Raw genomic sequence first — 22372 nt, forward strand, 5'->3', positions numbered from 1 at the left:
ATGGCTACTCTCCCGGCCGTTCGCGGCGCGCTCAAGGCCGATGCGCCGCTGGCACCGCTCGTCTGGTTCAAGGCGGGCGGGGCGGCGCAATGGCTGTTCGAGCCCAAGGACGCCGACGACCTGTCCGATTTCCTTGCCATGCTCGATCCGGCGATGCCGGTGATGGCGCTCGGCCTCGGCTCCAACCTGATCGTTCGCGATGGCGGCGTGCCGGGCGTGGTCGTGCGTCTGGGCAAGCCCTTCGCCAAGGTGGAGGCGCTGGATGCCACCACCCTGGTCTGCGGCGGTGGTGCGTCGGGCATCCTCGTCTCCTCGACCGCGCGGGACGCAGGGATTGCCGGTCTTGAATTTCTCCGCTCCATCCCCGGCACGGTCGGCGGCTTCGTGCGGATGAATGGCGGTGCCTATGGCCGCGAGACCGCGGACATATTGGTCGAATGCGAGGTGGTGCTGCGCTCGGGCGAACAGGTGACCTTGCTCGCAAGCGATCTCCATTACAGCTATCGCCATTCCAACATGGTCGATGGCGCGGTCGTGGTATCGGCGACCTTCCGCGGCGAACCCGGCGAGCCGGCCGCGATCCAGGCGGAAATGGACCGCATCGCCACCGCGCGCGAGGAAAGCCAGCCGCTGCGCAGCAAGACCGGCGGATCGACCTTCAAGAACCCGGACGGGCACAAGGCCTGGGCGCTGGTCGATGAAGCGGGCTGTCGCGGCCTCGCGCTGGGCGGCGCGCAGGTGAGCGAGAAGCACACCAATTTCCTGCTCAACACCGGCGACGCCACCAGCGCCGACATCGAAGCGCTGGGTGAAGAAGTCCGCCGCCGCGTGAAGGAAAAGAGCGGCGTCGAGCTGGAATGGGAAATCCAGCGTGTCGGCATGTTTGCCGACGGCGCAAACAGAGATGCCGTGGGGTTGGCGAAGTGATTTGTGCTCCCAATCCGTCATCCCAGCGAAGGCTGGGATCCCTCTTTTCTTCTTTCGCTGCGTTCAAAGGCAGTGAGATGCCAGCCTTCGCTGGCATGACGATGTATCTGGAGTGTTACGCATGAGCCGTGGTCCCTGGCATGTCGCCGTATTGATGGGCGGCTGGTCGGCGGAGCGGCCGGTGTCGCTGTCGAGCGGCGAGGGCGTTGCCAAGGCGCTGGAATCGCGCGGGCATCGGGTCACGCGGATCGACATGGACCGCGACGTCGCTGCGCGCCTGACTGAGACTAAGGCGGATGTGGTGTTCAACGCGTTGCATGGCGTGCCGGGCGAGGATGGCACGGTGCAGGGCATGATGGACCTGATGGGCCTCACCTACACCCATAGCGGCCTTGCCACCTCGGTCATCGCGATCGACAAGCAACTGACCAAGCAGGCGCTGGTGCCGCACGGCATCCCCATGCCCGGCGGCCAGATCGTGGCGAGCGAGAGCCTGTACGCCGGCGATCCGCTGCCGCGCCCCTATGTTCTGAAGCCGGTCAATGAGGGCAGCTCGGTCGGCGTGGCGATCGTCACGGCCGAGGGCAATTATGGCAATCCCATCGCCCGTGACAGCGTCGGCCCATGGCAGGAATTTCCCGAGCTTCTGGCCGAACCCTATATTCGCGGGCGCGAGCTGACCACCGCCGTGCTGGGCGATGAGGCGCTGCTCGTCACCGAACTGCGCCCCAAGAGCGGCTTCTATGATTTCGACGCCAAATATACCGACGGCATGACCGAACATGTCTGCCCGGCGGAGATACCGGACGAGATCACGCAGGCATGCAAGGCGATCGCGCTCCAAGCGCACCAGTTGCTTGGCTGCAAGGGCGCGTCGCGCTCCGACTTCCGCTGGGACGACAGCCAGGGCGTCGAGGGGCTTTACCTGCTGGAGGTCAATACCCAGCCGGGCATGACCCCCTTGAGCCTGGTGCCGGAACAGGCGAAAAAGCTGGGTATCGAATATGCCGAGCTGGTCGAGCGGATCTGCGAGGAAGCATTGACGAGGGGGGCGAACATGGGGGCTGGCAATGGCTGAGGCACGGATCCGGCGCGGCGGCACGGCGCGGCTGAGCACGGCGCGGGGCAAGGTGCGCGCCAAGGCCGGATCGGGCCGTGGCCGCCAGCTCAAGCGCCAATCCTCGTTCGATCGGCTGCTCGAATTGCTGCCGATCAGCGAGGATACGCTCCAGAAGCTGGCCACCTGGGCGATCTTCGCGATCTTCGGTGGCATAGCGATCGCCATCGCCATCTATGCGGGGCTGCCCGACATGGCGCGCCAGCAGGCGGCAAGCCTGGCCGCGCGCGCCGGTTTCGAGGTGGAGAAGGTCGAGGTGCGCGGCGTCGAGCGCATGGACGAGATGCCGGTCTATAATATCGCGCTCGGCCAGGTCGATCGCTCGATGCTCTCGCTCGACCTGCCCAAGGTGCGGCAGGAAATGCTGAAGCTTGGCTGGGTCAAGGACGCGCGCATTTCCCGCCGCCTGCCCGACACGCTGGTCGTCGATATCGTCGAGCGTGATCCGGTCGCGGTGTGGCAGCATGACGGGCAACTGCATCTGATAGATGTGGCCGGCGTGGTGCTGCAATCGGTGTCGGCCGGGGCGATGCCGGACCTGCCGCTGGTGGTCGGCCCCAACGCCAATCTCCAGACCGCTGGCCTCAACAAGCTGATGGAAAGCGCGCCTGCCTTGAAGCCGATGCTGGCTGGTGCAACCTGGGTTGGGAACCGTCGCTGGGATCTGCGCTTTCAGTCTGGGGAGACGCTGTCGCTGCCGGAAGGTGAACAGACCTCGGCGGCAGCGCTGGTGAATTTCGCGCGCATGGATGGCGTCAACCGGCTGCTCGGCCGGGGCATCGTCAAGTTCGACATGCGCGATCCCGATCGTTTCGTGCTGCGTCTGCCGCAGGGCCAGACCAGCGATAAGCCGACAGCGGCGGACGCCAAGGCGGAAAAGACCGCAAGTGCGCCTGCCGCGGGCGAGGAAGGCTAAGTCATGGCACAGCCCAAGGTCGAAAAGCTCATCACCGCGATCGATATCGGATCGTGGAAGGTGTCCGCGCTGATCGCGGGGCGCACCGATACGGGTGAGCTGGCGATCCTGGGCACCGGCCAGCGTGAGAGCCGGGGCGTGCGCCGCGGCTTCATCGCCGACATGGAACGCACCGAACTGGCCGTGCGCGAGACGGTGGAACAGGCCGAACGTGTCGCCGGCACCAATATCGAGGATGTCTGGGTCAGCTTCTCGGGCGGCAGCCTGGTGAGCGACGTCGTCACGGTCGAGCGCGACATGGGCGGCTATCGTGTCGAGCAGCCGGACATCGACGATCTGCTGACCACCGGCCAGCAGGGCATCGACCCCGATGGCCGCATCATCCTGCATGCGCAGCCGACCTGCTTCACCATCAATGGCAAGGTGCCGGTGAAGAAGCCGCTGGGCATGCACGCCGATCTGCTGGGCGTCGACATCCATGTCGTGCTGGCGGATGGCGCGCCGCTCGCCAATCTCGACCTGTGCGTGCGTGGCGCCTATCTGAACGTCAATTCGATCGTCGCCTCGCCGATTGCGACCGGGCTTGCTTGCCTATCCGAAGAGGAACGCGACCTGGGCGTGGCGCTGGTCGAGATGGGGGCAGGGGTCACCAATGTCTCGCTCTATGCCGGGGGCATGCTGGTGGGGCTGCATTCGATCCCGATGGGCGCGTCCGATATTACTGATGATATCGCTTCGGCGTTTGGCATCCGCCGAAGCCAGGCGGAGCGGATTAAATGCTTCTATGGTTCGGCGATGCAGAACCGCCGCGACTTCCGTGAGATGATCGAGATCGCGACGCCCCATGGCGATGTCGCCATTCCGGGGCAGAGCGCCGGCCCCAATGCGGAAGGCGGCAAGATCACCCGCGCGGCGCTGGTCGGCGTCATTTGCGAACGACTGAACCAGATCATGGCGGAAGTGAATGCGGCGCTGGCCGGCATGGGTTTCAACAGCACCGGGCGCCAGGTCGTGCTGACCGGCGGCGGCGCGGAGATGAAGGGCATTGCCGACTATGCGCAAGGTGCGCTGGGGCGTGCGGTGCGGGTCGGTCGCCCGCGCGGCTTGTCAGCCATGCCCGAAGCGCATAGTGGCCCGGCCTTCGCTACTTTGGCCGGATTGGCGCTTTACGGCGCTTCAAACCCGGTTGATCTTAGGGCGATGGCGCCTGCGCCGCAAACCGTGCATCGTCTGGGCGCCCCGCAATGGTGGCAGCGCATGATGCGGGCGATGCGGACGAATTACTGAGCGAATTTGAACGAAAACGAAAATAGCAGGTGAAATACTCTATTTTCTGGTGTTAACAATTGATGACGGTTGTCACTTCCTGACGAGGAAGCTGAGGGAGCAAAGTATATGAGCATCGAGATCAGCCCGCCGCATGTGGACGAATTGAAGCCACGCATTGCGGTGATAGGCGTTGGCGGTGCAGGCGGTAATGCCATCGCGAACATGATCGCGGCGAGCGTCGAGGGCGTCGATTTCATCGTCGCCAACACCGACGCGCAGGCGCTGAACGCCTCGCCGGCCGAACGGCGCATCCAGCTTGGCCCGCAGATCACCGAGGGTCTGGGCGCCGGTTCGCGCCCCGAAATCGGTCGCGCGGCTGCGGAAGAAACCATCATCACCGTCGAACAGGCGCTGGAAGGCGCCCATATGTGCTTCATCACCGCCGGCATGGGCGGCGGCACCGGCACCGGTGCGGCCCCGGTCATTGCCAAGGCGGCGCGTGAAAAGGGCATCCTGACCGTCGGCGTCGTGACCAAGCCCTTCACCTTCGAGGGCAATCGCCGCATGAAGTCGGCGGAAAGCGGCATCGACGAGCTGCAGAAGCATGTCGACACGCTGATCGTCATCCCGAACCAGAATCTGTTCCTGATCGCCAACCCGAACACGACCTTCAAGGAAGCGTTCCAGATGGCGGACGAGGTGCTGCAGCAGGGCGTGCGCTCGATCACCGACCTGATGATCATGCCGGGCCTCATCAACCTCGACTTTGCCGACGTCCGTTCGGTGATGGGCGAGATGGGCAAGGCGATGATGGGCACCGGCGAGGCGGAAGGCGACGGCCGTGCGCTCCAGGCGGCGGAAAAGGCGATCGCCAACCCGCTGCTCGACGGTGTGTCGATGCGCGGCGCCAAGGGCGTGATCGTGTCGATCGTCGGTGGCGACGACATGCGCCTGATGGAAGTTGACGAAGCGGCCAACCATATCCGCGAACTGGTCGATCCCGATGCGAACATCATCTGGGGCAGCGCCTTCAACGACAATCTGAACGGCAAGATCCGCGTATCGGTCGTTGCGACCGGCATCGACAATGAAGTTGGCAGCCAGGCCGCGCCGCTGACCCAGCCGTTCAGCTTCGCCAGCCGTCCAGCCGTCGCCGTGCCGCAGGCACCGCGTCCGGCACCGGTGGCCGCACCCGCGCCGGCCGCGCCGGTCGCTGCTGCGCCGGCCCCGGTCGCTGCGCCCGAGCCCGAAGCGCTGGAACTGGACGTGCCCGAAGCTCCGGCGCCCGCGCCGATCGCCGCGCCTGCCGCCGAAAAGGCGTCGCCGGCCTTCGCGCCGGCGCGTCCCGCCGCCGTCTTCTCCGACGAGGATCCCTCGCAGGATGAATTGCTGCTCGGCGCCGAAGCGGCCGAACCGACCGCACCGGAAGCCGCGCCCAAGCCCGCCCAGCCGGCGCCGCGCGTCGCGACCGGTGGCACGCTGTTCGAGCGTATGGCCGGCCTTACCCGTGGCAGCGAAAAGGCACCGGGCGCCGAAGAAGGCACGCAGGGTCTGGATATCCCGCGCTTCCTCAACCGCCAGAACAACCAGTAAGGCCAGCGTGCGGGCACAGGCCCGCACCGGCCTGCCAAAGGCGCGCCGTCGGTCGCTTCGGGCGACCCGGCGCGCTTTTTTGTGCAGGTCATTTCCCATTGCTTCCGCGATCCGCTAAGGCAGCCATGTGACACGATCTCATCTATGGATTCTCGGCAGCCTGCTTCTTGCCACGGCTGCGCAGGCGCAAACCGACCAGGCCGATCTGGTCCGGCCCTCGGGCGCCGCGGACCTCAACAATAATCTGGCGAAACTGGCCACAAATCCGCGTGATTTCAGCGCGTTGGTGGGGGCAGGGGAAGCCGCGCTGGAGCTGGACGATGCCCGCGCGGCCGCCGGTTTCTTTGCCCGCGCCGACGCCATCCAGCCCAATAATGGACGCACCAAGGCGGGCCTGGGCCGGGTCATGCTGAAGATGCAGAACCCGGCCGAAGCGCTGCGCCTGTTCGACCAGGCGACCCGTGCCGGCTATCCCGAAGCGACCATCCAGGGCGACCGTGGCCTTGCGCGCGACATGACCGGTGATCAGGCCGGGGCGCAGCGCGATTATCATGCCGCCCTGCAACGCACCTCGGACGATGCCGAACTGGTGCGCCGGTACGCCGCCTCGCTCGGTATTTCGGGGCAGGTGGATGCCGCCGACAAGGTGTTGCAGCCGCTGCTCTACAAGAGCGACCGGGCCGCCTGGCGCTATAATGCCTTCATCCTGGCGATGAACAACCGCCAGGCCGAGGCCAAGAAGGTGGTCGACCAGACCATGCCGGCCCAGCTGGCGAGCGCCATCACCCCCTATATGCAGAAAATGCCCTATCTGACGGCGGCGCAGAAGGCGGCTGCGGTCCATTTCGGCCATTTCCCGCAGGTGGTCGCGACCAGCATCACGCCGATCGTGCCGACCCCGCCGGCGCCGGGCGTCCAGCTGGCGTCGCGCGACGCCGCACCCGCCGCCGCCGCGTCGACCGCGCCGGCCCAGGGGGATCGCCGCACGACCCGCAACGGCAGTGGCCGGCAACGCGGCACGTCGCTGGCCCGCGCGCCGCTTGGCACGCCTGCTGCCAGCCAGCCCGCGCCGACCCAGAGCCGGACCCAGGTTGCCGCACAAGCCACGCAGCCTGCTGCCTCCACGCCGACGCCTGCGCCCGCAACCGTCCAGCCGCTGCCCGCCGACACGCGCGGACGCCAGCCGGTCGTCCAGCCGATGCCGAGCCAGAGCGCCCGTGCCGAGATGGTACAGCCGGTGCCTGGTCAGGCGGCGACCCAGACGCCAGCACCAACGCCGACGCCGTCGCCCTCCCCGGTCCGCAGCGCATCGGCCGATGTGCAGGGGCCGCCTGCGCCGGGCCTCGACGCGCTGGACGGCGGCGCGCCGCGCTCCACCGCGCCGGCGCCGACCACCGGCCAGCCGAGCGCCGCCTCGCAGCTCAATTCGAGCGCCCTTGCCCAGGCGTCGAGCGTAACCCCGCCCGCGCCGCAGGGCACGCCGCCCGCGCCGACGCCATCGGCGCCGGTCGCCACCCAATTTACGCCGCCGGCCGACAGCGCCGCGCCGCAGCCGGCGCCGGAGGCGACCCGGAGCCTGGCCGACATCATCCACGCCATCGACGTGCCCGACAGCGAGCGCCGCTCGAACGTGGTCGCGGTCGACCTGGCCGAGGTAGAGAAGCTGCAGGCCGCCCGCCGCGCCGCTGCGCGCCAGGCGGAGGCCGACAAGGCGAAGAAGGCGGCCGCCGCCAAGGCCAAGGCGGAAGCCGACGCCAAGGCGAAGAAGGAAGCCGAGGAAAAGAAGCGGCTGGCTGCCAACCCCGCGCGCAACTGGGTGCAGATCGGCACCGGGCAGAAGAGCGCGCTGGCCTTCACCTTCAAGCGCTTGCAGGGCAAATATGACGCGGTCGCGCCGCAGGATGGCTGGAGCGCCAGCTGGGGCCAGACCTCGCGCCTGCTGATCGGTCCCTTTGCCAGCTTCACCCGCGCCAAAGCGGTCGAGGCGGACCTCAAGAAGGCCGGCGCCGACGCCTTCGCCTGGCAGAGCGACGCGGGCGAGGTGGTCGAAAAGCTGGGCAGCAAATAAGGGGTTCGCATGACGATGCTCGCATCCTACGCCTCTCAGCCCGACCAGAGCCGGGGACGGCTCCATGCCGAACCGGGCGGCGAGATGCGCGGCCCGCGCGATATGTTCCAGCGCGACCGCGACCGCATCATCCATTCGATCTCCTTTCGTCGGCTGCGGCACAAGACGCAGGTGTTCGTGTCGCCCGACGGCGATCATTATCGCGTGCGCATGACCCACAGTCTGGAGGTGGCGCAGATCGGCCGCGCCATCGCCCGCACGCTCGCCCTCAACGAGGATCTGACCGAGGCGCTGTGCCTGGCCCATGATATCGGCCATCCGCCCTTCGGCCATGCCGGCGAGGATGCGCTGGAGGCGGCGCTGGAGGATCATGGCGGCTTCGATCATAATGCGCACACGCTGCGCACGCTGATGCTGCTGGATTCGCCCTATCCGCGCTTTCGTGGGCTCAACCTCAGCTGGGAAATGCTGGAGGGGCTGGCCAAGCATAATGGGCCGGTGACCAGGCCCGGCTGGGCGATGCGCGAACTGGACGCGATGTTTCCGCTGGATCTCACCAGCCATGCCTCGCTGGAGGCGCAGCTGGCGGCGCTGTCGGACGATATCGCCTATGACAATCACGACATTGACGATGGCCTGCGCGCCGGGCTGCTGAGCCTGGAACAGCTTTTGACCGTGCCGCTGGTGCGCCATTGCTGGGATCGGGTGACGGCCCGCTATCCCGATGTGCCGCAGGATCGGCTGCTGCGCGAACTGGTGCGCGAACAGATTGGCGTGATGGCCAATGACCTGCTCACCACCACCCGCGCCAATATCGCGGCCGCCGGGGTGGAAACGGTCGCCGATGTCCGCGCGCTGGGCCGCACGCTGGTCGCCTTCTCGCCCGAACTGGCGACGCAGGAACGCGAGCTGAAGCGTTTCATGTATGCGACCCTCTATCATCATCCCGACCAGCTGGCCGCCGCCGACCGGGCACGGGTGATCGTGATGGACCTGTTCCGCGCCTATCTGGCCGACCCCGCGCTGATGCCGCCCGAATGGCGCGACGAATGCGCGCTGGAGGAACCGACCCGCAGCCGCCACATCGCCGACTTCATCGCCGGCATGACCGATCGCTATGCCGAAAAGCGCCATGCCGAAATTTGCGGGGCACTGGTCTAGGCGGGAGCGGCCGGTCGGGGTTCAATACAAAATACCGGAATGGAAAAAAGGGGGCGATGGTGGCATCGGGCTGTGACGCTTAACGACCAGAAGCGGCCATCGTCACCCCGGCCTTGAACCGGGGTCCCGCTTCTTTGTCTGTTTCGTAGAAAAGCGGGATGCCGGGCCAAGCCCGGCATTACGGATGTGGGTAAGGCGGCTTGCGACCACCACTCGCCATTCTGCCGCTACAGCGCTTCTCCACAAAGCAGACATACGCTGGATACATCATGCTGGCGAGCTTTGTCCCATGGCGGACAATCAGCGAACGCACTAAAGATGCAGGATGAACGCTGAATCGACTTTGCGCTTGCAACTAAACAAAGATGAGGTTTCTGCCTTTCTGGACGATGCCTTTCCAGCTGCCATTCGCCCATCGCTAGGCCAGGTAGAAGCACTATTTCCTAATCACCTGCGAATGCGTCTCGATCCCGTCTCGTCGATGGTCCGTCCCGGTGGAATTGTTTCAGGCCCGACGATCATGGCGCTGGTCGATGTCGCCGCATACGCCGTAATAGCCGCTCATCATGGAGCAGAGGCTATGGCGGTGACAAACTCGCTTTCGATCTCATTTCTGCGCGCCTGCTACGTGGAGCCTACATTTGCGGACGCGCGGCTTTTAAAGCTGGGCAAAAGGCTTGCTACGATCGACGTGCGCGTCTGGCAGCGGGACGAGGCACGGATCGTGGCGCAATCAACCGTGGGTTACGCACTCCCGTGATCGGCGCGACACGACCAATTGCAGAAGTTCGGTCACGTGGTCATAAAGCCGTGATGCATATAGCCGCTATGTGACCTTGGTGTTGATCGCGCTGCTCATTACCGCTGGATTGATAATAGCAAGGCTCTATCCACTAGCGAATGCTACTGCCATCCAACCAGGCGATGAGCCTGTCGTGAGCAACGCTCTGAACGACGCTCAAAAACTATTCCGCTCGGAGGCCATCAATAAAGCTTCCAGATTGCCCGTGGTCATACGGATGTCTGATCGCACATGCGTTGAGTTACGCCCATATTCAAAGGCTCCTGCTGGCACCTACTTGGCTTGCTACGATAATCGCAACGGTCGCTTGATCGAGGAAAAGGCAACAGGCGGTTATTGAACGTCCGAAAGCGACGAAAAATTGCGAAAACCGGACCGTCGCCTATCCACCCTTTAGCGCCGTTCCGAAGACCGAACTCGCGGGGAGGAAACCGAACGGGCAGCATTCGGGGATCAGTTTTCGTTCCCTCCCTCTTCCAACTGGCACATGGGGCGGGGGACTTCATCCTTCTCCCTCCAAGGGAGAAGGAACGGCAAAAACGGGTCGAAACCTCGCCGGCCATTTTCGGCCCATCAGTCGGCGTCGTTTTCTGTAATCTGGAAGCTGCGGATGTGCAGTTTCTCGCCGGGGCGGCGGATGCGGGTGTGGCTTTTTTGCGGAAGTTCCAGGTCGGCCGTCAGCAAGAAGCGTTCGCGTTGCCACAGGCCCGGCGATCCGGCCGCCAGAGCGAGAGGCAAATAGCGGCGCTGGGCCAGCGCTTCGCCGACCAGGTCGGCCCAGGCTTCCGGGCTGACATGGCTGGTCGCTCGGCCTCTACCCACCTGCTCGATCGCGTCGATCCGGCCATCGGGCGTGATGAGATAGCGAAACTCCGCCCAATGGCCCGATGGATTGGCGGGCAGAAGCGCATGTTTGCGCCGGTCGTCGGTCCACAGGACCAGGCTGTTACCCTGGGCTTCTATCCGCGGGCCGACCACCAGCAGGGGCGACGCGGAACGCAGGCCCGACAGGCGGCGCGTCAGTTCCTCCTCGGACAGGCCATTTTTCATCAGTTCCAGTTTCGCCAGCATGATTAGCGCAGCGTCCTGATAGGGGCGGATGGCAGGAACTGTCCGGCTTTTCAATGCGGCGTAGCGGCGTTGCGCCTCGTCATCATAGGCCGGGTCGACACTGGCCGCAGTCGCATAGGCGGTGAGGCCGCGAAACAGGGCGAACCCTTCCATCTCGGGCCAGCCCTGGGCGCTCGCTTCCTTGGCTACGCGGTCGTAAAAACCGGTGGCGCTGCGCATCTTGCCCTGACGCAGAAAGACGTCGCCAACGCGCATCCGCTGCATGGCGATGCGGCGATCATGCAGGGGCAGCCCGGCCTTGAGCGCGTCGAGCGCATCGATGGTGCCGGTGCGGCTATAGTCCGCCAGCCCCTTGTAGGACGCGACGTCGGCATCGAAGTCGAGCAGTTGGCCGACCTGAACCGGATAATCCCGCTGGTGGCGGTGGTTGCGGGCGCGGGCCTGACGCAGCGTATCGCGCGCGCCCTGATGATCGCCTGCCAGCAACTGATTTTCAGCGTGGACGGTGGCGGCCTCCATATCTTCGTCTGGAGGGCATGAGCGGGCGAGGCAGGCCGCCAGCGCCGCAGCGCTGGCATCGATGCGCACGCCGTCGACGATCAGCATGGTATCTTCGTTGTCGGCCGGCGATGGTGCAGGGGGCGTCGAAGGGCGAGAGACGGTCATGGACGCCATGATTGTCGGCCGCGTGGAGGCGGACGGGGCAGCGCCAGTGTGCGCGGCCATCATCATCGCGATCAGCATGGATCCTCCATCGGAGTGTCAGCGGCCGTCGGGGCGACTATGATCCTGCGCCGGGGCGACCGCAATCCGGAAATGCGATCTGGCCTGCCGCCTACGCGGCGCGGAAGAACTGCAGGATCTTGCTGCGGTGGGTCTTTTCCATCACGAAGATGGTGTCGGCCCAGCGCAGCATTTCATTGTCCAGCGGCGTTTCCGCATCATGGTTGGTGCCCGCCGACAGGGTTTCAATGCCGGGATGGTCAGCGAAAATCTGTTCGGCGGTCGGGCTGCGCAGTTTGTTCTGGCTGCAGACGAAGAGATAATGCCGGTCTCGCGCCTTCACTTACCATAGCCGGTCATGGAGAAGGGGCGGGCCTTTACGCCGGTCGCCCATGTCTTGTTGGGGTTGGCCTGCATGGTGAAGCGCAGTTCGCCGCCAGCGCGGATTTCCGCGTCGGTGATGTCGCTGCGGTCGAGCGACTTGCCGTTCAGCGTCACCTGGCCGACATAGCGATTGGCCTCGGAGAGGCCGTCGGCAATCACGGTGAAGCGCTGGCCGCTTGGCAAGGTCATCTCGGCGCGGTCGACGAAGGGGCGGCCGATCACATATTGGTTGCTGCCCGGCGCCACGGGATAGAAGCCCAGGGCGGTGAAGACCAGCCAGGCGGACATCTGGCCCAGATCGTCATTGCCGGCCAGGCCCTCAGGCGTGGGCTTATACTGGCTGTCGACGATCTGCTTCAGGCGCTCCTGCGTGCGCCAGGGCTGGCCCGCGTAGCTGTAGAGATAGGCGACATGGTGGCTGGGTTCGTTGCCATGGATATATTGGCCGATCAGGCCGGATATATCCTCGGCATGGCTATAGTCGATCTTGCTATTGTCATAGTCGAACATGGCGTCGAGCTTGGCGATGGTTTTCGCATCGCCGCCCAGCAGGCGGAACAGACCGCCCTGATCATGCGGCATGAACCAGCTATATTGCCAGGCATTCCCCTCCGTATAGTCGCTGCCATAGTTGATCGCGGTCGGATCGAAGGGGGTGCGGAAACTGCCATCCGCCTTGCGCGCGCGCAGGAAGCCGGTCTTGGCGTCGAAGCTGTTGCGCCAGTTTTGCGACCGTTTCTCGAAGCGCTCTGCCGTGGCGGTGTCGCCCAACTGGCGGGCGAGGCGGGCGATGGTCCAGTCGTCATAGGCATATTCGACCGTCTTGGACGCGGCTTCCGGCTCGCGGTCGATGGGGACGTAGCCCAGCTTCATATAGTCGCCGAGGCCGCCATAGGCGGCATAGTCGGCGCTGGCGACCATGGCTTTCAGCGCGGCGGCGCAGTCGATGCCCCTGATCCCTTTCAGGCAGGCGTCGGCGATGACCGGGACGGCGTGATAGCCGATCATCGTCCAGGTCTCCTTGCCGCCAAACTGCCAGACGGGCAGGATGCCGAACGGGCTGGTCTTCTGCCCCGCGACCAGCGAGTTCACGAAATCGGCATTCTTCGCTTCGGGCTGGATCAGCGTCAGCAGCGGATGTTCGGCGCGGAAGGTGTCCCACAGCGAGAAGGTGGAATGCATGGTGAAGCCCCGGCCATCCAGCATCCCGGCATGGACCTGATCGTCGGGTCCGCGCCAGCGGCCGTCGGCATCGCCCCAGACGCTGGGCGCCATCAGGCTGTGATAGAGGGCGGTGTAGACATTGGTGCGCATCGGCTTGGGCGCGTCGATCTTCACGGCCCCCAGCGCATCGTTCCAGGCGGTGCGGGTCTTGGCGCGGATCGCGTCGAAATCGCCCGGCTCGCTGGCAAGGTTGGCGATGGCGCCATCCTCGTCCACGCCCGACATGGCGACCTTCGCCTCCAGCGGTTTCGTCAGCGGGCCGAAGTCGAGCTGCGCCACCAGTGCGCGGCCGGATAGCGAGTCCAGCGTCTCGGGACCGCGACCGGGGCCCTTGAAGCCCTTGTACAGGATATCCTTTTCGGTGCTGACGAACTGGTGGCCGGTCAGCGGCGCGGAAAAGCGGATGGCGAAGAAGATGCGCCGGGGCGTCGCCCAACCGCGCACCTCGCGCGATCCGGTAATCGTGCCGTCGGGGCGGATGCGGATGGAGGACCAGAGGATCTTGCCGGGATAATCATAGATGATCGAGCGCAGGTCGAGTAGCAGATGCGCGGCCTTGCCGGTGGGGAAGGCATAGCGGTGGACACCGACACGGGTGCCGGCGGTCATTTCCGCACGCACGCCCGGATCGGTCAGGGTGACGGCATAATAGCCGGCCGAGGCGACCTCATCGGCCTTGTGCGAGCGGAAGCCGGGGGTCTTGTCGTCGCCGGCCTCCAGCGGGACGCTGTCGCCGCTGACCGGCATCACCAGGAAATCGCCCAGGTCGCTATGGCCTGCGCCCGAGAAATGGGTGTGGGAGAAGCCGAGGATCACCGGGTCTTCGTGGCGATAGCCGGCGGCCCAATTATAGGTCTGGCGGGCCGGGCCGACATGGGTGTCGGGCGAGAGCTGGACCATGCCGAAGGGGGCGACGGCGCCGGGGAAGGTGTGGCCTTCGCCCGATGTGCCGATGAAGGGATCGACCGCATCGACCGGCGCGGAAGGCGCTTCGCTGGTCTGGGCGGAAAGGGCGGTGCCGGTGAGCAGGGCGGCCAGCAGGACGGGGCGAGCGATGCGGGTCAGGATCATGGCGCTGGGTTAAATCATGGCCGGGCGGCCGGGCCAAGCCGATAGCGGCAATTTTCTGTCCCCAAGAAAGGCTGGGCTGGCGTCGGCGGGTTTGGCTGGCTAGCTATCGCAGGTAATGAAAAGAGCGTTGATCGTCCGACATGTGCCGCGCGAGGGTGCGGCAGGCTATCTCCAGCCGATCGAGGCGGCCGGCTATCAGATCGAGCGGATCGATGTGGCCAGCCCCGATTTCGCCGATATCGACCTGACCGAACCGGATCTGCTCATCATGATGGGCGGGCCGATGGGCGTCTATGAGCAGGATGTGCATCCCTGGATCCCGGTGCAGATCGGCAAGCTTTCCGCGCGGCTGGCGGCGGACCGGCCGACGCTGGGCGTGTGTCTGGGCAGCCAGATGATCGCGGCGGCGCTGGGCGCGCGGGTCTATCCGGGCGGGCATATGGAACTGGGCTTTGCCCCGGTCAGCGTCAACGCGGCGGGGGCGGGTTCGCCGTTGCGCCATATCGACGGGGTGCCGGTGCTGCACTGGCATAGCGACACGTTCGACCTGCCCGATCAGGTCGAACTGCTGGGGTCGACCGATCGCTATGCGCATCAGGCGTTCCGACGCGGGGCCAATCTGCTGGCGCTGCAATTCCACGCCGAAATGGGCGAGGATCCTCGCTTTGCGGATTGGCTGACCCATTTCTGGGCCGATCTGGACGTCGCCGGGCAGTGCGGCATCGCGCTGCGGAAGGACCATGACGATCATGGGCCGGGCGCGGTGGCGGCGGGCCGGGCGATGATCGGCGAGTGGCTGGCGGGGATCAGGGCGTAAGGAGCCCGCCTCCTTTCGCTAGCCACTGCTGGATATCAACGGCACCGCCGCCAGCCGGTCGGCCGATGTCAGGAACAATGTCTTGCCGCCCTCGCCGATGCAGCAATTGGCGATCGCCTTGCCGGTGCGGATCTTGCCGAGAAGCCTGCCGTCCGGCGCGCAGACATGGACGCCGCCGGGGCCGGTGGCAAAGACGGTGCCGTCGGGCGCGGTCTTGATGCCGTCGGGCAGGCCCGGTTCACCCGCGGCCAGTTCCCTGGCCATGTCGCGGAACAGGCGCTGCCCCGTGGGCATGCCGTCCGCGCCCAGGCTGTAGGCCAGAACCTGCGGCCGCTTCTCGTCCGACAGCGCCAGATAGAGGGTGCGGCCGTCGGGCGAGAGGGTGACGCCATTGGGCCGGCGATGGCTGCCGTCGATCAGCGTCACCGCGCCGTCAGGCGTCAGCCGATAGAGGCCGTTGAAGCCGATCTCGCGCAGCGAGGACGTGTCGCCATCGGTCAGGCCATAGGGCGGGTCGCTGAAATAGATGCTGCCATCGCCCGCGATGGTCAGGTCGTTGGGGCTGTTGAAGCGCTTGCCCTGATAGCGGTCGGCGAGGATGGTCCGCGCCTTTGTCTTCAGGTCCACCCGCACGATCGCGCGCGTGCCGCTGTCGGCGCCGACCAGATGGCCGTCCCTGTCGATCGCGATGCCGTTGAGGCCGGCTTCGCGTATCTCCTTGGGGATCGCGGTCTGCAGGCCGGAGGGCGAGAGGAAAGGCGACACGCCATCCTTGCGGGTCCAGCGATAGACGATGTTGGACGGCGGATCGCCGAACAGCAGCGCGTCGATCGGCGCGGCCCAGGTCGGCCCCTCGGCCCAGCGATAGCCCTGCGCCAATATTGCCACCTGCGCGCCGGGCGCGATGATGCGGTCCAGCGCCGGGTCGATCCGGTCGATCCGCGCGGCCGGCAGGTCGGCGGCGTGGGCGAGCGCGTGGGTGAGCGGCAGGGCGGCCATCCCGGCCAGCAGGGTGCGACGATCGATCATGCGGGCAGGCTAACCGAACGATGCTCCGCCGCCGAGCGATAGATCGCCTCGATCACGCGCAGGTCGGCCAGGCCCTCCTCGCCCGCGACGATCGGCGCGGTGCCGTTCGCGATACATTCGGGCAGATGGTCGAGCTGGGCGGCAAACTGGTTCTTTGCCGGCGCCGGCAGGCTGCGCGGCGCGGTTACGCCATCCTTGCGGATCATCATCGTCTGGCCGCTATATTGGGTCGCGGGTTCCATATCGATCCAGCCCTGGGTGCCGATCACCCGATAGCCATTATGGGCCGAGCTGTAGCTCGACACGCAATTGGCGATGATGCCCGACGGGAAGCGCAGCATGAAGTTTATCCGGTCCTCGACGGTCGCAAAGCGCGGATCGCTGCGGTCGGTGCTGGCGATGGCGCTCACCTCCACCGGCTCCTCGCCGGTCAGGTAGCGCGCGGCGTTAAGGCTGTAGATGCCGATGTCCATCATCGATCCGCCGCCCGACAGGGGACGGTCGAGCCGCCATTGGCCGGCCTTGATCGGGAAGCCATGTTCGGCGGTGATGATCCGCGTCGGCCCGACATGGCCGCCGCGCGCCAGCTCGATCGCCAGGCGGTTATAAGGCTCGAAGCGCGAGCGATAGCCGATCATCAGCTTGCGCCCGGCCTTGGCGCAGGCGGCGATCATCGCCTGGCATTCGGCCACCGACACCGCCATCGGCTTCTCGCACATCACATGCTTGCCCGCCTGCGCGGCGCGGATGCTATATTCGGCATGGAGGCTGTTGGGCAGGACGATATAGACGATGTCGATGTCTGGATTGTCGCGGATGCGGTCGAACTCGGCATAGCTGTAGCGATGCGTCTTGGGGATGCCATATTGGTCGCCATATTGCGCCAGCTTGGCCGGCGTGCCGCTGACCAGCGCGACCAGCTTCGCATGCGCGCAACCGGCGAAATTGGGCATGATCTGCTGCGTGGCATAATAGCCCAGGCCGACAATGGCATAGCCCAGCTTGCGCTGTGGCGCGGCGCAGGCGGCCGTGCTGCCCATGCCGGCCAGCACCAGCCCGGCGCCGATGCCCCCCATCAATTCCCGTCGCGAACGATCCATGCGGCGTCTCCCGCCAAGAGGGCAATTTTCAGTCGGCGGCGCGGCTCAGCGCCGGACGCATCCAGCCGAAATGGCTGGCGGCGATGGCGACCTGGGTGCGGTTGCGGACATTGAGCTTGCGCATCAGCGCGGTCATATGGACCTTCACCGTCGCCTCGGCCATGCCCAGCTCATAGGCGATCTGCTTGTTGAGCAGGCCGGAGTGGACGCAGCGCATCACCTTCATCTGGGTCGGCGTGAGATGTGGGGCTTCGGGGACCATCTGGTCCTGGCGATCGAGAATGTGCAGATCCTGCATCCTGCCTCTCCCTCTGATTGATCCGCGTTGGGGCCTGGTTCGGCCCAGGATTCGTTAGCGCTAACGATAATGGAATCAGTCAGACAGGTTCAAGCGAAAATTTGCAATATTCGGGAAATAACCTAGCGCATGGCCGAAATGCGGCTATAACCTGTCTAACAGATTTTCGGGATTCGCCCAGCGAATGACCGGCTACACATAGGAAAGAGAGGGTGGGGATGGCGTTACCATATCGTCGATCGGTGCCATGTGGCCGGGCGTTCAGCCAAGGAGGCCATAGCCGATGACACCCGCCGACTATCGCCTGCTGATCGCCGCCGTCATCGGCATCGCCCTTTCCATCGCCCTCATCATCCGCGGCCGGCTCCATCCCTTTGTCGGCCTGCTGTGCGGCGCCTTCACCGTCGGCCTGATCGCCGGCCTGCCGATGGAGGAAACCGCCAAGGCGGTCGAAAAGGGCGCGGGCACCATATTGGGCGGCACCGGCCTGGTGGTCGCGCTGGGCCTGGGCCTCGGCGCGATGCTGCAATTGTCGGACGGCGCCGGCGGCCTTGCCCGCTCGGCGCTGCGCATCTCCGGCGTGAAGGGTGCGCCCTGGGCCAGCCTTTTCACCGCCATCGTCATCGGTCTGCCGCTCTTCTTCGAGACAGGCCTCGTCCTGCTGCTGCCGATCGTCGCGTCGGCTGCCGCCGCGCTGCCCGCCGGGCAGAATGGCGATACGGCCAAGCTCAAGCTGATGTTGCCCGCGCTGTCGGGCCTGTCGGTCGTCCATGCGCTGGTGCCGCCGCATCCCGGCCCGCTGCTCGCGGTCAATGCGCTCGGCGCCAATCTCGGCCTCACCCTTCTCTATGGCCTGATCGTCGGCATCCCGACCGCGATCATCGCCGGCCCCGTGCTCGCGCGCTTCACCGCGCCCGGCGTGAAATTGAACCCGCCGCTGCTTGATCCGGTCAAGGTCGATGTTGCCACCCCCTCGGTCGGTCGCGCGCTCGCGGCCGTGCTGCTGCCGGTGGTGCTGATCGCCGCGGGACAGGCGGTGGCGCTGCTGCCGGCGTCGGTCGCGCCGCATTTCCACTGGCTCGGCTGGGTCAGCGACCCGGTCGTGGCGCTGCTGATCGCGGTGCTGGTCGCACTGCCCCTGCTGTTCGGCCGCCGCATCACCGACGCGAAGATCCAGAACGCGATCTGGACCGAGGCGATGATCCCGGCCGGCGGCATCATCCTGGCGATCGGCGCGGGCGGCGCGCTCAAGCAGGTGCTGGTGACGGCGGGCCTTTCCGATCTGCTGGTCCGCTTTGCCGCCGGCGGCGCCATTTCGCCGATCCTGCTCGCCTGGGGCGTGTCGGTCTGCATCCGCCTGGCCACCGGTTCGGCCACCGTAGCCACCATCACCACGGCCGGCGTGATGCAGGGCCTCGTCGCCGCATCGGGCGTGGAGCCCGAATGGATGGTGCTGGCGATCGGCGCGGGCTCGCTCTTCTTCTCTCACGTCAATGATCCCGGCTTCTGGCTGGTCAAATCCTATCTCGGCACCGACATGCCGGGCACGTTCAAGACCTGGTCGATCATGGAAACCGTGGTCGCGGTGGTCGGCCTGCTCCTCGTGCTGGTCGCGAGCAGCATCTTCTGACCAGAGCGCTGCTGACGCTTGTCGTCGGCAGCCTCTCATGACTAGGAGGCACAGGATGTTGCCCAGCGATCGACAGGTGCGCCGATGAACCAGGCCCGATTGTCCGACCATGCCTATGCCGGCATCGTCGAGATCATCAATGACCAGGATCTGGCGGTCGGCGATCGCCTGCCGTCGGAGGCGGCGCTGGCGGAGCGGTTCGGCGTCTCCCGCGCGATCGTGCGCGAGGCGCTGGTCCGCCTCGCCTCGGACGGCATTACCGAGGCGCGCCGGGGGGCCGGCTCCTTCGTGAAAAGCCGCCCGTCGCAGCGCCTTGCCGCCTTCATGCCGGCGACCGAACTGCCCGCGACGCTGGGCAGCTATGAGGTGCGCTTCGTGCTGGAGGCGGAGGCCGCGCGCCTCGCCGCCACCCGCCGCAGCCCGATCGAAATGGCCCATGTCGAGGAAGGGATGGAGATGCTGCGCACCGCCCTCCTGTCGAGCGAGCCGGCCCATGCCGAGGATATGGAACTGCACCGCCGCATTGCCGAGGCGACCGGCAACCCGGCCTTCCTGATCGCCTTCGACGCGCTCCATGCCGATGTCGACAAGGTGATGCGCGCCGGCGTCGACATCAGCCGATCGCGCCCGCCCGAAGTGATCGCGACCATGCTGCGCGAACATGAACAGATCGTCGCCGCCATCCGCGCGCAGGACGCCGAAGGCGCGGCCCTCGCGATGCGCTGGCATTTGTGGGAAGGGCGGCGACGGCTGATGCCGTGAGGGTGGGCGGATAGCGGCGCACGATGACGGGACAGGAAGGGAGCAAGCTCCCCCAAACTCCCCCAACGGAAACGCTGCGTTGGCGTTCCGCCGGCTGGTCCGGTCGTCGCGCGGGCTTTATCTCTCTGCCCATGACACTGCATCCCCAGATCGCGGCCTTTGCCGCCCAGCTTGACGATCTTTCCCGCCTGCTGCGGGCGCAGGGCGCGCGGCCGTGGGCGGATCGGATCGACCTCATCCAGCGCGCTGTCGCGGATTCCAACTATGCCGGCGTCACCCGCTTCCTGGAGATGTTCGACGGGGAAGGCGGCTTTGCCGACCTGACCCTCTCGGACGAAGCGGCCGATGCGGCGCTCTCCGAATGTCGGGCGGCGGCGTTGGCGATGGCGCAGCGGCTGGCGCGCGAGGAAGGCTGATCCGGCCATAACCTGCGTCCCTGCGACATTTGCCCGATTGACGCCGCCCGCGCTTTGGGCAAATGCGTGGGGCGTCTCCGGTGCCGAGGATTCGGCAGCGGGCACGATGCGGGAGAGCATGGGCGCCTTTCAGGCTTGAGCCCGTCGCCGAAGGAGCAACCGCCCCGGAATCTCTCAGGCCAAAGGACCGCATCGCGCGTAGATACTCTGGAAAGCGGATGGCCCCGTGCCGTCCCACCGAAGGGGTAAGCCAGCCGGTCCCAGGCCGCTGGTCAAAGCTCTCAGGTTCCGTGACAGAGGGGGTGGCATGCCGGAAGCGCCGATTCGTCGGCTGCGCTGGCCTGTCGCCGATCCCTCCTACGGAAACGTCTTGCCATGACCGCCACTGACGACGTCGCCGCCCTCGAAGCGGAACTGCCCCTCGAAGCCCTGCCGCTGGACGCCTGGCACCGTGCCAAGGGCGCGCGCATGGTCGGCTTCGCCGGCTATCATATGCCGATCCAGTATGAAGGCATCATGGCCGAACATAGCTGGACCCGCGAACATGCCGGCCTGTTCGACGTCAGCCATATGGGCCAGCTCACCTTCTCCGACGAGACCGGCGGCGCCAGCGTCGATGCCGCGCTCGAAACCCTGCTGCCCAGCGACATCAAGGGGCTGAAGCCCTTCCGCCAGCGCTATTCGATGCTGCTGGACGCGGAAGGCGGCATCCTCGACGACCTGATGGTCTCGCGTCCCGGCGACGGTGCATTCGAAGGCGCGGCGATCTACATGGTCGTCAATGGCGCGACCAAATATGACGATATCGGCTGGATGATCGAGCATCTGCCCGACGACGTCACCATGAATCATATGGCCGATCAGGCGCTGCTGGCGCTGCAGGGCCCCGAAGCGGGCGAGGCGATGGCCGCGCTCATCCCCGAAACCGCCGACCTCATCTTCATGCAGTCCGGCCCCTTCACCTGGCGCGGCGTGCCGCTGTGGATCAGCCGGTCTGGCTATACCGGCGAGGATGGCTTTGAAATCAGCGTGCCGGGCGATTCCGTCGCGCTGCTGGCCGATGCGCTGTGCGCCCTGCCGCAGGTCAAGCCGATCGGCCTTGGCGCGCGTGACTCGCTGCGTCTCGAAGCCGGCCTGCCGCTCTATGGCCATGACCTGTCGCCCGCCGTCAGCACCATCGGCGCGGACCTGGGCTTTGCCATCCAGAAGCGCCGCCGCGAGGAAGGTGGCTTCATCGGCCATGCCCGCGTGATGAAGGAACTGGCCGAAGGCCCCGGTTCCAAGCGCGTTGGCCTCAAGATCGAAGGCCGCCTGCCGGCCCGCGAAGGCGCGCAAATCTATGCCGGCGACGTGCTGGTGGGCGAAGTCACCTCGGGCGGCTTCGCGCCGAGCGTGGGCGCGCCGATCGCCATGGGCTGGGTCAGCCTGCCTTATTCCGCGCTCGACACCGCGCTGGAGATCGAGGTGCGCGGCAAGCGGATTGCAGCGGCGGTTGCGCCGATGCCGTTCGTTCCGCATCGTTATCGCCGCAAGGCCTGAATTACCGCTTTTCGAGGAGAGCAAGCATGAGCCGCTATTTCACCGACGAACATGAATGGATCGACGTTGCAGGCGACATCGCCACCGTCGGCATCACCGACTATGCGCAGGAGCAGCTGGGCGACATCGTGTTCGTCGAACTGCCCGCCGAAGGCACGACCTTCGAAAAGGGCGACGACGCTGCCGTCGTGGAATCGGTCAAGGCCGCGTCCGACGTCTATGCCCCGATCTCGGGCGAAGTCGTCGAAGCCAATGGCGCGCTGGAAGACGAGCCGGCGCTGGTCAACAGCGATGCCGAGGAAGATGGCTGGTTCTTCAAGCTGCGCATTGCTGATGCGAGCGAGCTGGAAGGCCTGATGAACGAAGCCGCCTACAAGAAGTTCGTGGCGAGCCTCTAAGCAACATTAGCCCCTCCCCTTCAGGGGAGGGGTTGGGGTGGGGGACCGCCCCAGGGC

Annotated in this window: 21 protein-coding genes and 1 riboswitch; of the genes, 15 read left to right on the forward strand and 6 right to left on the reverse strand. The window is 66.0% G+C overall.

Going from position 1 to position 22372, the window contains the following annotated elements:
- The 9 genes from murB to BRX37_RS26725 all read left to right on the forward strand — a co-directional run bounded on the left by murB (position 1) and on the right by BRX37_RS26725 (position 10193).
- Complete coding sequence (murB, locus tag BRX37_RS13295; RefSeq protein WP_486056634.1) at positions 1–927, forward strand: UDP-N-acetylmuramate dehydrogenase; 927 nt, start codon at positions 1–3, stop codon at positions 925–927.
- Between the two features lie 121 nt (positions 928–1048).
- Positions 1049–2005: a D-alanine--D-alanine ligase gene (locus tag BRX37_RS13300; RefSeq protein ID WP_125987516.1), complete on the forward strand. Its 957-nt coding sequence runs from the start codon at positions 1049–1051 to the stop codon at positions 2003–2005.
- Positions 1998–2960: a cell division protein FtsQ/DivIB gene (locus BRX37_RS13305; protein WP_017501208.1), complete on the forward strand. Its 963-nt coding sequence runs from the start codon at positions 1998–2000 to the stop codon at positions 2958–2960. The genes BRX37_RS13300 and BRX37_RS13305 overlap by 8 nt, the downstream gene beginning before the upstream one ends.
- A gap of 3 nt (positions 2961–2963) precedes the next feature.
- Complete coding sequence (ftsA, locus tag BRX37_RS13310; protein ID WP_004207952.1) at positions 2964–4247, forward strand: cell division protein FtsA; 1284 nt, start codon at positions 2964–2966, stop codon at positions 4245–4247.
- Positions 4248–4355: 108 nt separating this feature from the next.
- Complete coding sequence (ftsZ, locus tag BRX37_RS13315; RefSeq protein WP_125987518.1) at positions 4356–5822, forward strand: cell division protein FtsZ; 1467 nt, start codon at positions 4356–4358, stop codon at positions 5820–5822.
- 127 nt (positions 5823–5949) lie between these two features.
- Positions 5950–7890: a tetratricopeptide repeat protein gene (locus BRX37_RS13320; RefSeq protein WP_125987520.1), complete on the forward strand. Its 1941-nt coding sequence runs from the start codon at positions 5950–5952 to the stop codon at positions 7888–7890.
- 9 nt (positions 7891–7899) lie between these two features.
- Positions 7900–9051: a deoxyguanosinetriphosphate triphosphohydrolase gene (locus tag BRX37_RS13325; RefSeq protein ID WP_125987522.1), complete on the forward strand. Its 1152-nt coding sequence runs from the start codon at positions 7900–7902 to the stop codon at positions 9049–9051.
- Between the two features lie 325 nt (positions 9052–9376).
- Positions 9377–9811, forward strand: a complete 435-nt coding sequence (locus BRX37_RS13330) for a PaaI family thioesterase (protein WP_125987524.1) — start codon at positions 9377–9379, stop codon at positions 9809–9811.
- Between the two features lie 79 nt (positions 9812–9890).
- Positions 9891–10193: a hypothetical protein gene (locus tag BRX37_RS26725; protein ID WP_206434160.1), complete on the forward strand. Its 303-nt coding sequence runs from the start codon at positions 9891–9893 to the stop codon at positions 10191–10193.
- A gap of 233 nt (positions 10194–10426) precedes the next feature.
- On the opposite strand, the gene BRX37_RS13335 is transcribed toward BRX37_RS26725, so the two are convergent.
- The 3 genes from BRX37_RS13335 to BRX37_RS13345 form a co-directional block, all read right to left on the reverse strand.
- Positions 10427–11668 (reverse strand): hypothetical protein, encoded by a 1242-nt coding sequence (locus BRX37_RS13335; RefSeq protein ID WP_125987526.1) that lies wholly within the window; start codon positions 11666–11668, stop codon positions 10427–10429.
- Between the two features lie 91 nt (positions 11669–11759).
- Complete coding sequence (locus BRX37_RS13340; RefSeq protein WP_125987528.1) at positions 11760–11990, reverse strand: hypothetical protein; 231 nt, start codon at positions 11988–11990, stop codon at positions 11760–11762.
- Positions 11987–14326 (reverse strand): GH92 family glycosyl hydrolase, encoded by a 2340-nt coding sequence (locus tag BRX37_RS13345; RefSeq protein ID WP_125987530.1) that lies wholly within the window; start codon positions 14324–14326, stop codon positions 11987–11989. The genes BRX37_RS13340 and BRX37_RS13345 overlap by 4 nt, the downstream gene beginning before the upstream one ends.
- A 115-nt stretch (positions 14327–14441) precedes the next feature.
- Here BRX37_RS13345 and BRX37_RS13350 point away from each other — a divergent pair, with 115 nt between their 5' ends.
- The gene (locus tag BRX37_RS13350) at positions 14442–15143 is read left to right on the forward strand and encodes a glutamine amidotransferase (protein WP_125987532.1); all 702 of its coding nucleotides are present in this window, start codon (positions 14442–14444) and stop codon (positions 15141–15143) included.
- An 18-nt stretch (positions 15144–15161) separates the two neighbouring features.
- On the opposite strand, the gene BRX37_RS13355 is transcribed toward BRX37_RS13350, so the two are convergent.
- From BRX37_RS13355 to BRX37_RS13365, 3 genes are read right to left on the reverse strand one after another with little or no spacing between them, the layout of a single operon-like run.
- The gene (locus BRX37_RS13355; RefSeq protein ID WP_125987534.1) at positions 15162–16172 is read right to left on the reverse strand and encodes an SMP-30/gluconolactonase/LRE family protein; all 1011 of its coding nucleotides are present in this window, start codon (positions 16170–16172) and stop codon (positions 15162–15164) included.
- On the reverse strand, positions 16169–17272 hold the full coding sequence (locus BRX37_RS13360) for a Gfo/Idh/MocA family protein (RefSeq protein ID WP_125987536.1): 1104 nt from the start codon (positions 17270–17272) through the stop codon (positions 16169–16171). The genes BRX37_RS13355 and BRX37_RS13360 overlap by 4 nt, the downstream gene beginning before the upstream one ends.
- A gap of 28 nt (positions 17273–17300) precedes the next feature.
- Positions 17301–17570, reverse strand: a complete 270-nt coding sequence (locus BRX37_RS13365) for a helix-turn-helix domain-containing protein (RefSeq protein ID WP_004211034.1) — start codon at positions 17568–17570, stop codon at positions 17301–17303.
- A 283-nt stretch (positions 17571–17853) separates the two neighbouring features.
- Between BRX37_RS13365 and BRX37_RS13370 the strand changes: the two genes are divergently transcribed.
- The 5 genes from BRX37_RS13370 (at position 17854) to gcvH (ending at position 22315) form a co-directional block, all read left to right on the forward strand.
- Positions 17854–19200 carry a GntT/GntP/DsdX family permease gene (locus tag BRX37_RS13370; protein WP_125987538.1) on the forward strand — a complete coding sequence of 449 codons (1347 nt, stop codon included), beginning with the start codon at positions 17854–17856 and terminating at the stop codon, positions 19198–19200.
- 84 nt (positions 19201–19284) lie between these two features.
- Positions 19285–19962 carry a FadR/GntR family transcriptional regulator gene (locus tag BRX37_RS13375; RefSeq protein ID WP_017501752.1) on the forward strand — a complete coding sequence of 226 codons (678 nt, stop codon included), beginning with the start codon at positions 19285–19287 and terminating at the stop codon, positions 19960–19962.
- Positions 19963–20093: 131 nt separating this feature from the next.
- Complete coding sequence (locus BRX37_RS13380; protein WP_010336291.1) at positions 20094–20378, forward strand: hypothetical protein; 285 nt, start codon at positions 20094–20096, stop codon at positions 20376–20378.
- A 99-nt stretch (positions 20379–20477) separates the two neighbouring features.
- Positions 20478–20578: riboswitch (glycine riboswitch) on the forward strand.
- 175 nt (positions 20579–20753) lie between these two features.
- The gene (gene gcvT, locus BRX37_RS13385) at positions 20754–21917 is read left to right on the forward strand and encodes a glycine cleavage system aminomethyltransferase GcvT (protein WP_048937461.1); all 1164 of its coding nucleotides are present in this window, start codon (positions 20754–20756) and stop codon (positions 21915–21917) included.
- A gap of 26 nt (positions 21918–21943) precedes the next feature.
- The gene (gene gcvH, locus BRX37_RS13390; RefSeq protein ID WP_004207946.1) at positions 21944–22315 is read left to right on the forward strand and encodes a glycine cleavage system protein GcvH; all 372 of its coding nucleotides are present in this window, start codon (positions 21944–21946) and stop codon (positions 22313–22315) included.
- Positions 22316–22372 lie beyond the last annotated feature (57 nt).

The sequence above is a fragment of the Sphingomonas sp. S-NIH.Pt3_0716 genome (assembly GCF_003950715.1).
In the GTDB taxonomy this organism is placed as follows: Bacteria; Pseudomonadota; Alphaproteobacteria; order Sphingomonadales; family Sphingomonadaceae; genus Sphingobium; species Sphingobium yanoikuyae_A.

Coding starts and splice junctions, on each gene's coding strand:
- BRX37_RS13360 (WP_125987536.1), bottom strand. CDS start 17,272: ATGGATCGTTCGCGACGGGAATTGATGGGGGGCATCGGCGCCGGGCTG.
- BRX37_RS13350 (WP_125987532.1), top strand. CDS start 14,442: ATGAAAAGAGCGTTGATCGTCCGACATGTGCCGCGCGAGGGTGCGGCA.
- BRX37_RS13335 (WP_125987526.1), bottom strand. CDS start 11,668: ATGCTGATCGCGATGATGATGGCCGCGCACACTGGCGCTGCCCCGTCC.
- ftsZ (WP_125987518.1), top strand. CDS start 4,356: ATGAGCATCGAGATCAGCCCGCCGCATGTGGACGAATTGAAGCCACGC.
- BRX37_RS13300 (WP_125987516.1), top strand. CDS start 1,049: ATGAGCCGTGGTCCCTGGCATGTCGCCGTATTGATGGGCGGCTGGTCG.
- BRX37_RS13375 (WP_017501752.1), top strand. CDS start 19,285: ATGAACCAGGCCCGATTGTCCGACCATGCCTATGCCGGCATCGTCGAG.
- BRX37_RS13325 (WP_125987522.1), top strand. CDS start 7,900: ATGACGATGCTCGCATCCTACGCCTCTCAGCCCGACCAGAGCCGGGGA.
- BRX37_RS13365 (WP_004211034.1), bottom strand. CDS start 17,570: ATGCAGGATCTGCACATTCTCGATCGCCAGGACCAGATGGTCCCCGAA.
- gcvH (WP_004207946.1), top strand. CDS start 21,944: ATGAGCCGCTATTTCACCGACGAACATGAATGGATCGACGTTGCAGGC.
- gcvT (WP_048937461.1), top strand. CDS start 20,754: ATGACCGCCACTGACGACGTCGCCGCCCTCGAAGCGGAACTGCCCCTC.
- BRX37_RS13380 (WP_010336291.1), top strand. CDS start 20,094: ATGACACTGCATCCCCAGATCGCGGCCTTTGCCGCCCAGCTTGACGAT.
- BRX37_RS13330 (WP_125987524.1), top strand. CDS start 9,377: ATGAACGCTGAATCGACTTTGCGCTTGCAACTAAACAAAGATGAGGTT.
- murB (WP_486056634.1), top strand. CDS start 1: ATGGCTACTCTCCCGGCCGTTCGCGGCGCGCTCAAGGCCGATGCGCCG.
- BRX37_RS13370 (WP_125987538.1), top strand. CDS start 17,854: ATGACACCCGCCGACTATCGCCTGCTGATCGCCGCCGTCATCGGCATC.
- BRX37_RS13305 (WP_017501208.1), top strand. CDS start 1,998: ATGGCTGAGGCACGGATCCGGCGCGGCGGCACGGCGCGGCTGAGCACG.
- BRX37_RS13345 (WP_125987530.1), bottom strand. CDS start 14,326: ATGATCCTGACCCGCATCGCTCGCCCCGTCCTGCTGGCCGCCCTGCTC.
- BRX37_RS13355 (WP_125987534.1), bottom strand. CDS start 16,172: ATGATCGATCGTCGCACCCTGCTGGCCGGGATGGCCGCCCTGCCGCTC.
- ftsA (WP_004207952.1), top strand. CDS start 2,964: ATGGCACAGCCCAAGGTCGAAAAGCTCATCACCGCGATCGATATCGGA.